We start from the raw sequence: 7,584 nt of genomic DNA, 5'->3' as shown, positions 1-7,584 counted from the left end.
AAGTGCTACCGGGCGGTGCTCGCGGGCTGAGGGCGGGGCGGGCGGGCGCTGCGGCGCAGGCGCTGGGGCGCCKGCGCTGGGGCGCCCGGATGCAGCGCTGGCGCGGACCCGTGCGGCGACCGGCCCCGTAGAATGGTCGATCGTGGCTCTCACTATCGCAATCGTCGGACTCCCCAACGTGGGAAAGTCCACCCTCTTCAACGCGCTGACCAAGAACACCGTGCTCGCGGCGAACTACCCGTTCGCCACGATCGAGCCGAACGTCGGCGTGGTGAACCTGCCTGACCCGCGCCTCGACAAGCTCGCAGAGGTGTTCGGCAGCGAGCGCATCCTGCCGGCTCCGGTGTCGTTCGTCGACATCGCGGGCATCGTGAAGGGCGCGAGCGAGGGCGAAGGCCTCGGCAACAAGTTCCTCGCCAACATCCGCGAGGCCGACGCGATCGCCCAAGTGGTCCGCGGATTCGACGACCCGGATGTGGTCCACGTCGCCGGCAAGGTGGATGCGGCAGGCGACATGGAGACCATCAACACCGAGCTGATCCTCGCCGACCTGCAGACCCTCGACAAGGCGATCGCCCGCTACGAGAAAGAGGTCAAGGGCCGCAAGCTCGAACCGCTCGTCCTCGAAACGGCGCAGGCGGCGCACGCGGTCCTCTTCGAGGGCAAGCCGCTGTCGAGCGCGAAGCTCGACCTCGAGCCGATCGCCGAACTCGGCCTGCTCACCGCGAAGCCCTTCATCTACGTCTTCAACGTGGACGAATCGGTCCTCACAGACGACGCCCGCCGCGCCGAACTCGCCGCGCTCGTCGCCCCGGCCCAGGCGGTCTTCCTCGACGCGAAACTCGAATCCGAACTCATCGACCTCGAGGCGGACGACGCTGCCGAGCTCCTCGCATCCACTGGCCAGACGGAGAGCGGCCTCGACCAGCTGGCCCGCATCGGCTTCGACACGCTCGGCCTGCAGACCTACCTCACCGCCGGCCCGAAAGAGTCGCGCGCCTGGACCATCCACAAGGGCTGGAAGGCTCCGCAGGCGGCCGGCGTGATCCACACGGACTTCGAGAAGGGCTTCATCAAGGCCGAGGTGATCTCCTTCGACGACCTGGTGGATGCCGGGTCGGTCGCGGAGGCGCGGGCGCGCGGGAAGGCGCGCATGGAGGGGAAAGACTACGTGATGCAGGATGGGGATGTTGTGGAGTTCCGGTTCAACGTCTGACCGGCTTCACCGTGTGAATCCCCGGCGTTCACCAGCCCCCTAACCCCGGCACCCCTTTGAACGGCCCAACGACGCCCTTCGTGATCCAGCCGCCGTAGAAGCCTCCGGGCTGCGGCGTGACGACCTCGCCGTCGACCGTGCACTCGTCCATCTGCTGCGCGTAGACGGCGACGCGGTCCCGGAGCAGTTCGAATCCGGGCGACGGATGCGGGTAGTTCCAGGCGCTCGCGGACCGCACCTCGCCTCCTCCGCGCACGTCGAGATATCGTGCGGTGCCCTTGAACTCGCAGAACGACGAACCGTCGGCGTCGGCCAGCGCGCCGGGTGCGAAGTCCGCGATCGGGATGTAGTAGACCGGCGGATGGCTGGTTTCGAGCACCCGGACGACGTCACGGGATTCGACGATGAGCTGCCCGCCCAGACGGATCGTGACGGGCGCCATGACGCGCTCGACGCGCGGCGGCCTCGGGTAGTCCCAGACAGACTCCTGGCCCGTGGCTGGGATCTCGGGGCGCGGTCGGGACACCTGTTCACTCTACGTCTGCGGTGCTTCACTGGAGTATGGCCGCCTCACCGATGTTCCCGCTCGGATCCGTGTTGTTCCCGAGCGTGCCCATCCCGCTGAGGGTGTTCGAGCCGCGCTATCTCAGGATGGTCGGGCGTTTGCTCGACGAGGACGAACCGGGGTTCGAGTTCGGCGTCGTCCTCATCGAGCGCGGGTCCGAAGCCGGGGGTGGTGACCAGCGCGCATCGGTCGGGACGATGGCGCGCCTGGCGAGCGTCGCCGCGGGCGCCGACGACCTGCTCATTGTCGGTGTTGGCACCCGGCGGTTCACGGTCGAGCGCTGGGTCGACGAGGACCCGTATCCCCGGGCCGAGCTCTCGATGCTGCCGGAACTGGAGTGGTCAGAGGCGCTCGCACCCCTGCGGGACCAGGCCGAAGCAGTTGTCCGGCGGTCGATCGCCCGCGTCGCGGAGCCGCACTCGGATGCCGGAATCGAGTTGTCGGACGATCCCGTCGAAGCCGTGTGGCAACTGGCGGCGATCGCCCCGCTGGGCGAGTACGACAGGTACACGCTGCTGAGGTCGGCGACGATGGGGGGTCTGCTGCGGCAGCTGATCGATCTGGTGCTCGACGCTGAGGAGCTGTGGTCCGCCGAGGGAGGCGTTTGACATCCGCTCCTCGCCGCGATCCTCTGACCGTCGACACACCCTGGCACCCTGCACCGGCGCGCTCGCCCTTACGCCAGAATTCGACTCAGATCATCGAATGAGAGGCGAAGCTTTTGGCGACTGATGCGCAGGCGGGATGGTACGACGACGGGTCGGGGACGATGCGGTGGTGGGACGGTCAGACTTGGACCGACAAGGTTCAGTCTCCGCCTCCTCCCGAAGGCGGGATCAGTGGCGTGATCGGCCGGATCGAGGCTGATGCCGTCGCTGGCGGTCGTCCTCGACCGGCTCCGGAGGGGATGAGCTATGTCGTGCTCCAGGTCATCCTGAAGGAGAAGATGTGGGGTACGGGGTCGGGCAACCTGACGGAGCTCGAGAAGACGATCAACAAACAGGCGGCCCTCGGTTATCGGCTGCACACCATCTCCACGGCGGCCTCCGGCAGCAAGGGCCTCGGTGGCGGAGACCGGATTCAGGCGACGATGGTATTTGAACGGTTGAACTGACACGCGCCGACACGGCACCCGCTCGCGCTACCGTTGTCCCACACACGCACCACACGCAAGGAGCCCCACGTGCCGTACACCGTCGACTTCGTCACCGTCTCCACCACCGGCCTGGAGTCCTCCCCGGTCGCCGACGCGCTCGCGGGGCTTCGCGCCAACGAGGCGCGGTATTTCCATAACAAGTATGATCACGACTTCACCGTCGGCTCGGTGGATGAGCCGGGCGAGGCGGCGGATGCGCTCGCGTGGGTGACGCGCATCCTGAAGGAGGAGCGGGACATCACCATCGCATCCCGGCCGCTCGAGGCGACCGCGTTCGAGGTCGACGGCATCCGGATGGCGTACGTGTTCTACGAGTCCGGGCTGTCGATCAACGTGATGTACACGATCGAGGAGGCGGGCAAGCGGGCCGTCGGGCTCAAGCTGTCCGACGGCATGGAGGTTCCCGCGGAGCTGGCCGAGAAGTTCAAGTTCGCCAGGCAGAAGTCGAAGCTGGCCGGGACGATCCGCGGATCGTTCTTCGTGATCAAGGGCGAGTACTAGCCCGCCCGGTGCCGGATGTCGGTGGCGGCGGGTAGCGTGCTGCCATGTCCATAGAGGTGCTGGCGGCGACCGGGCGCTGGGACGACTTCGCGACGTTCATGGTGCCGCGCAAGCCCGGCGGCGGCGGGTGCGTGTGCATGTCGTACCGGGATGCGCGACTCGGGATGCCCGAACGGATCGAGTACATGAAGTCCGAGTGCTCGGCGGAGCCGGGGCCGGGGGTGCTGGTGTATCTCGACGGCGAGGTGGCGGGATGGTGTTCCGTCGCGCCGAAATCCACGTACCGGCGGCTGATGAACTCGCGGACCATCCCGCACCTCGACGAGGAGCGCGACCCGTGGTCGATCGTGTGCTTCGTGGTGCGCGGCGGCTACCGCAAGCGCGGGCTGATGCACGACCTGCTGGACGGCGCGGTGGAGCACGCACGCGCATCCGGTGCCGCGATGGTCGAAGGGTACCCGGTGGACTCCGGCGGGGAGCGCGTGGATATGATCAGCGGGTATGTGGGCACGGTCGCGCTGTTCGAGAAACACGGGTTCTCGCGGGTGCAGGCGACGGATGCGCACTCGGGGGCGACGCAGCGGTGGGTGATGCGGCGGGAGTTGGGATGAGACCCCTCACGCCGTCGCGTCGACCGGCGACAGGAACCCGGTCGCCGGGGCGGCCGCCTCGCCCGTGAGCACGGCGGCGAGACGTTCGCCGACCAGCGGGCCCATCGTCAGGCCCGCCGCGCCGAAGCCGGCGTTCACGAAGAGGCCGTCCAGCCCGCGGAGGGCGCCGACCACCGGGAGGTCGCCATCGGCCAGCGGGCGCAGGCCGACGCGGGTCTCGATGACGGTCGCGTCGGCGAGGCGGGGCGCGACTGAGAGCGCGTTCGCGAGGACCTGACGCTGGCCCTCCGCGGTCACCCGCGGGTCGAACCCCGAGCCGGTCTCGCGGGTCGCGCCGACCACCACGCGCGCGTCGTCGAACGCGACCAGGTAGTGGCTCGCCACCGGGTGCACCGATGGCCAGGAGCGCGTGTCGGCACCGTCGACGCGCAGGTGCGTGATCTGGCCACGCTGGGGCTCCACCGGGATGCGGCGGCCGAGCGGTTGAAGCAGTCGGTTGGTCCAGGCGCCCGCGGCGAGCACCACAGCGTCCGCGTGGAGTCGGCGGCCGTCGACCTCGATGGCCCAGCCGGTCGCATCCACCGGGGCGGCGGGTGCGACCGCATCCTCGGCGGCGATGGGTGCGCGCGCATCCACGGGGACGATGGATGCGGTGCCCGGCACCATCGTCGCCCCGAGACTCTGCGCCGCGGCGAGGAGCCCAGCGCGCAGAGCACGGCCGTCGACCCGCGCGCCGCCGGAGATGTGCAGCGCGTCGAAGCTGTCGCCGAGGGGTGGAAACAGCTCGCGGGCGCGACTGTTCGGGATGCGGGAGACCTCGCCGATGGACTGCGCCCGCGGGGCCCGGGTGGCGAGGCGCACCTCGATCTCATCGAGCACGTGGGCGTCGCGGTTGACGATGAGCGCCCCCGACCGGCGGTAGCCGATGTCGTGCACGCCCGCGGCCGCGAGCTGGGAGATGAGTTCCGGGTAGTGGTCGGCGCTCGCCGCGTACAGGTCGTAGAACGGGCCGGAGGTGGCGGAGCTCCAGGGCTGGATGATGCCGGCGCCCGCCGCGGTCGCCTGGCCGGGGAAGTCTCCATCGACCAGGGTCACCGCGACGCCGCGTCGGGCGAGGGAGAACGCGGTCGCTGCGCCGGCGACACCGGTGCCGACGATGATCGCCGAGGCGCGGGTGGGGGTGGGGCCAGTGGTGGGGCCGGTTCCGGTTGCGCTCGCCATCTCACACCACCTCGTCCACGAACGCCGCCACCTGAGAGACCAGCAGCTCACGCACCGCGGCGGCCGGGAACGGGGACGACGCGAGCACCCGCATCCCGTGGTCGGCGCCGGGTACCGGGACTACCCGGATGCTCGGGCGTCCCTCGGTCTCGGCGGCGACGGTGGCCGCGGTGCCGAACGTGTCGCGCTCGCCCTGCAGCACCAGCACGGGCACGTCGGGGGTGAGCAGTTCGTCCAGCCTGCTCGCGTCCGGGCGGCCGGGTGGATGCAGGGGGAACGCCAGGCAGACCACGGCGGCTGCTCCGATGGAAGCGGCGGTGCGGCAGGCGACGCGGGCACCGGCGCTGCGGCCGCCCACCAGGATGGGCAGGCCGTCGGCGATCTTCTCGACGGCGGAAGCGGTTTCGAGCCAGGCGGTGTCGAGGGCGGCGGGGCGGGAGGCGACGCGTTTGCCGGCGACGCGCCACGGCTGCTCGTAGCGGACGACCGTGAACCCGAGGGCCGGAAGGGCGGCGGCCAGGGCGGCGAGGTCGACCGCGTCGATGCCTCCGCCTGCTCCGTGGCCGAGCCAGAGGACTGCCCGCGGGCGTGGAGCGGCAGCGGCGGCGGACGGGCCGGACTCGGCGGACTTTGCCCCCGCGGCAGACGCATCGATGGCGGCCGCGGCGGACACAGTGAGCCGCCCAGGCCCGAGGGTCGTCTCGACGGTGACGATATCGGCGGTGCGCATAAACCGACGCTACCGCTCCCTGGCGCACCCGTCCGGTGGACCATCCCGTCCACCTTATTTAGAGTTTCTCTCACATTCGTCTGGCGTGTCGTGTGTGGGGAGGAGCATAATCGGGCGCGTCACGGCCTTCTGCCGGCCGTCGAGGGGTGAGTGCGACCCTGCTCGAAGGAACGCGGAAACAAAGCCATCTGGAGGCGTGCCATGTCAGCGTGGGACGACAGTCATTGGGTTCAGGGATATACAGCCGTCATCAACAACGTCTTCACCGGGGGAGGCAGCTCCTGGGTCGACTTCAGCCATGAGCTGGGGCGCGTCGGGTGGAGGCGCATCTGGGCCGACACCGATGCGGAGCGGTCGAACATCCTGGCCGTCGCCACCGCGGCGATGGGGACGGGAAAGCGGCTGCAGTACCGGGCGACCAACGCGGGCGGGCCGAACAACCTCGCCCAGATCACCGCACTGCAGACGGTCTGACGCTCATGGAGCACGAAGTGCTGCCGTGGGGCGACGTCGACCGGACGGACGGGGACGTCGACGAGCGGGCGAACCCGCGGCACGATGCGTACGACGCGAAAGACGTCGGACCGTTCGCCGAGCTGGACAGGACGGACGACAACGACGAGCGGGCTGTGCCTCGGGATGCGGTCCGCGACGAACCGGGGGACCTTGCGCCGCTCGGTGACCTCGACCGGATCGACGACGACGCGGACGCCGACGAGCGGGCCGTGCCACGGGATGCGGTCCGAGACGAACCGGGGGACCTGACGCCGCTCGGCGACCTCGACAGGAACGACGGAGACACCGACGAACGGGTGCATCCGCCGGAAGGGCGCGACCGGGAGGCCGCGTACTGAAACGTCACGCTGCGGGCAGTGGCAGACTCCCGCAGCTGGGCGGTCGCCGGACACGGCACAGTGCCGGGTCCGGCGGCGCACGACAGCAGGTGCACGACAGCAGGATGCACGTCAGCAGGTGCACGACAGCAGGATGCACGTCAGCAGGATGGACGCAGCGAACCGGCGTCAGTCGAAGAAATCTCAGAAAACTCTGGCGCAGACGGTGTGTGCCGGAGCATACTTTCTCCGTCAACGGCATCGTTCCAGTCGCCGGGCTGAAGCGGACACCCTGCTCTCGAAGACTTTCCAAGACTTTCGATGAGAACGGTGAGCCCATGTCTGCAGGGCAGAACAACAGAAAACGGCAGGACAGACAACGCGCGACGGGCGGCGCAGGGGCCGCACCGACAGCCGCGGCCGGGTCCGCGAAACGCTCGACAGCAGCGGCGGACCCCGGGACCGCGAAAGTCGGCGCCGCGCGCGGCCGGCGGGCGCCGGCGAAAGCCGAACCCGAGGCGCCCCCGGCCACCATCACCCCCACCCTTCGCTTCGCCGCGTCGTGGAGGAGGGTCGGCCAGCCAGGGATCGCGTTCGGGGGGCCCGACGTCGCGGCGAGCACAGACATCGTCGCCGACCTGATCCGCCCGGAGGATCTGCTCGCCCTCACCGTCACCTTCACCGGATGCACCCTCACCGAGGGCGCCAACCCGACCATCGCGCCAACGACCGCCCCCGGCGCATCCGCGCC

At 69.8% G+C, this 7,584-nt stretch carries 10 protein-coding genes and 2 pseudogenes; 9 read left to right on the top strand and 3 right to left on the bottom strand.

Features of this window, described 5'->3' with window-relative positions:
• Positions 1-142 precede the first annotated feature (142 nt).
• Positions 143-1,216: a redox-regulated ATPase YchF gene (gene ychF, locus B7438_RS19960; RefSeq protein ID WP_085371433.1), complete on the top strand. Its 1,074-nt coding sequence runs from the start codon at positions 143-145 to the stop codon at positions 1,214-1,216.
• A gap of 28 nt (positions 1,217-1,244) precedes the next feature.
• On the opposite strand, the gene B7438_RS19955 is transcribed toward ychF, so the two are convergent.
• Complete coding sequence (locus tag B7438_RS19955) at positions 1,245-1,742, bottom strand: DUF427 domain-containing protein (RefSeq protein ID WP_179150892.1); 498 nt, start codon at positions 1,740-1,742, stop codon at positions 1,245-1,247.
• 35 nt (positions 1,743-1,777) lie between these two features.
• On the opposite strand from B7438_RS19955, the gene B7438_RS19950 reads away from it, so the two are divergent.
• The 5 genes and pseudogenes from B7438_RS19950 to B7438_RS19935 all read left to right on the top strand — a co-directional run bounded on the left by B7438_RS19950 (position 1,778) and on the right by B7438_RS19935 (position 4,049).
• Positions 1,778-2,389: an LON peptidase substrate-binding domain-containing protein gene (locus tag B7438_RS19950; RefSeq protein WP_085371431.1), complete on the top strand. Its 612-nt coding sequence runs from the start codon at positions 1,778-1,780 to the stop codon at positions 2,387-2,389.
• A 113-nt stretch (positions 2,390-2,502) separates the two neighbouring features.
• Positions 2,503-2,598 (top strand): annotated as a pseudogene (locus B7438_RS20935) (DUF2510 domain-containing protein); the annotation flags it as partial.
• A gap of 27 nt (positions 2,599-2,625) precedes the next feature.
• Positions 2,626-2,895, top strand: a complete 270-nt coding sequence (locus B7438_RS19945; RefSeq protein WP_256922153.1) for a DUF4177 domain-containing protein — start codon at positions 2,626-2,628, stop codon at positions 2,893-2,895.
• 69 nt (positions 2,896-2,964) lie between these two features.
• On the top strand, positions 2,965-3,438 hold the full coding sequence (locus tag B7438_RS19940) for a phage tail protein (protein WP_085371429.1): 474 nt from the start codon (positions 2,965-2,967) through the stop codon (positions 3,436-3,438).
• 44 nt (positions 3,439-3,482) lie between these two features.
• Positions 3,483-4,049 (top strand): GNAT family N-acetyltransferase, encoded by a 567-nt coding sequence (locus B7438_RS19935; RefSeq protein WP_085371428.1) that lies wholly within the window; start codon positions 3,483-3,485, stop codon positions 4,047-4,049.
• Between the two features lie 6 nt (positions 4,050-4,055).
• Here B7438_RS19935 and B7438_RS19930 read toward each other — a convergent pair whose 3' ends face one another.
• Both B7438_RS19930 and B7438_RS19925 read right to left on the bottom strand, forming a co-directional pair.
• The gene (locus tag B7438_RS19930) at positions 4,056-5,270 is read right to left on the bottom strand and encodes an FAD-binding oxidoreductase (protein ID WP_085371427.1); all 1,215 of its coding nucleotides are present in this window, start codon (positions 5,268-5,270) and stop codon (positions 4,056-4,058) included.
• A gap of 1 nt (position 5,271) precedes the next feature.
• Positions 5,272-6,000 (bottom strand): alpha/beta family hydrolase, encoded by a 729-nt coding sequence (locus B7438_RS19925; protein ID WP_085371426.1) that lies wholly within the window; start codon positions 5,998-6,000, stop codon positions 5,272-5,274.
• Positions 6,001-6,201: 201 nt separating this feature from the next.
• On the opposite strand from B7438_RS19925, the gene B7438_RS19920 reads away from it, so the two are divergent.
• The 3 genes and pseudogenes from B7438_RS19920 to B7438_RS19910 all read left to right on the top strand — a co-directional run.
• A complete protein-coding gene (locus tag B7438_RS19920) occupies positions 6,202-6,474 on the top strand; it encodes a hypothetical protein (RefSeq protein WP_085371425.1) in 273 nt (90 codons plus the stop codon).
• 5 nt (positions 6,475-6,479) lie between these two features.
• Positions 6,480-6,854: a hypothetical protein gene (locus B7438_RS20695; RefSeq protein WP_179150891.1), complete on the top strand. Its 375-nt coding sequence runs from the start codon at positions 6,480-6,482 to the stop codon at positions 6,852-6,854.
• A 317-nt stretch (positions 6,855-7,171) separates the two neighbouring features.
• Positions 7,172-7,584 (top strand): annotated as a pseudogene (locus tag B7438_RS19910) (hypothetical protein); the annotation flags it as partial.

The organism is Leifsonia sp. NCR5 (assembly GCF_002105485.1).
Lineage (GTDB): Bacteria > Actinomycetota > Actinomycetes > Actinomycetales > Microbacteriaceae > Leifsonia.
Note: the sequence above shows the minus strand (reverse complement) of the source record. Positions and strands in the feature narration are given on the sequence as shown.

Coding starts and splice junctions, on each gene's coding strand:
- B7438_RS20695 (WP_179150891.1), top strand. CDS start 6,480: ATGGAGCACGAAGTGCTGCCGTGGGGCGACGTCGACCGGACGGACGGG.
- B7438_RS19920 (WP_085371425.1), top strand. CDS start 6,202: ATGTCAGCGTGGGACGACAGTCATTGGGTTCAGGGATATACAGCCGTC.
- B7438_RS19925 (WP_085371426.1), bottom strand. CDS start 6,000: ATGCGCACCGCCGATATCGTCACCGTCGAGACGACCCTCGGGCCTGGG.
- B7438_RS19950 (WP_085371431.1), top strand. CDS start 1,778: ATGGCCGCCTCACCGATGTTCCCGCTCGGATCCGTGTTGTTCCCGAGC.
- B7438_RS19930 (WP_085371427.1), bottom strand. CDS start 5,270: ATGGCGAGCGCAACCGGAACCGGCCCCACCACTGGCCCCACCCCCACC.
- B7438_RS19935 (WP_085371428.1), top strand. CDS start 3,483: ATGTCCATAGAGGTGCTGGCGGCGACCGGGCGCTGGGACGACTTCGCG.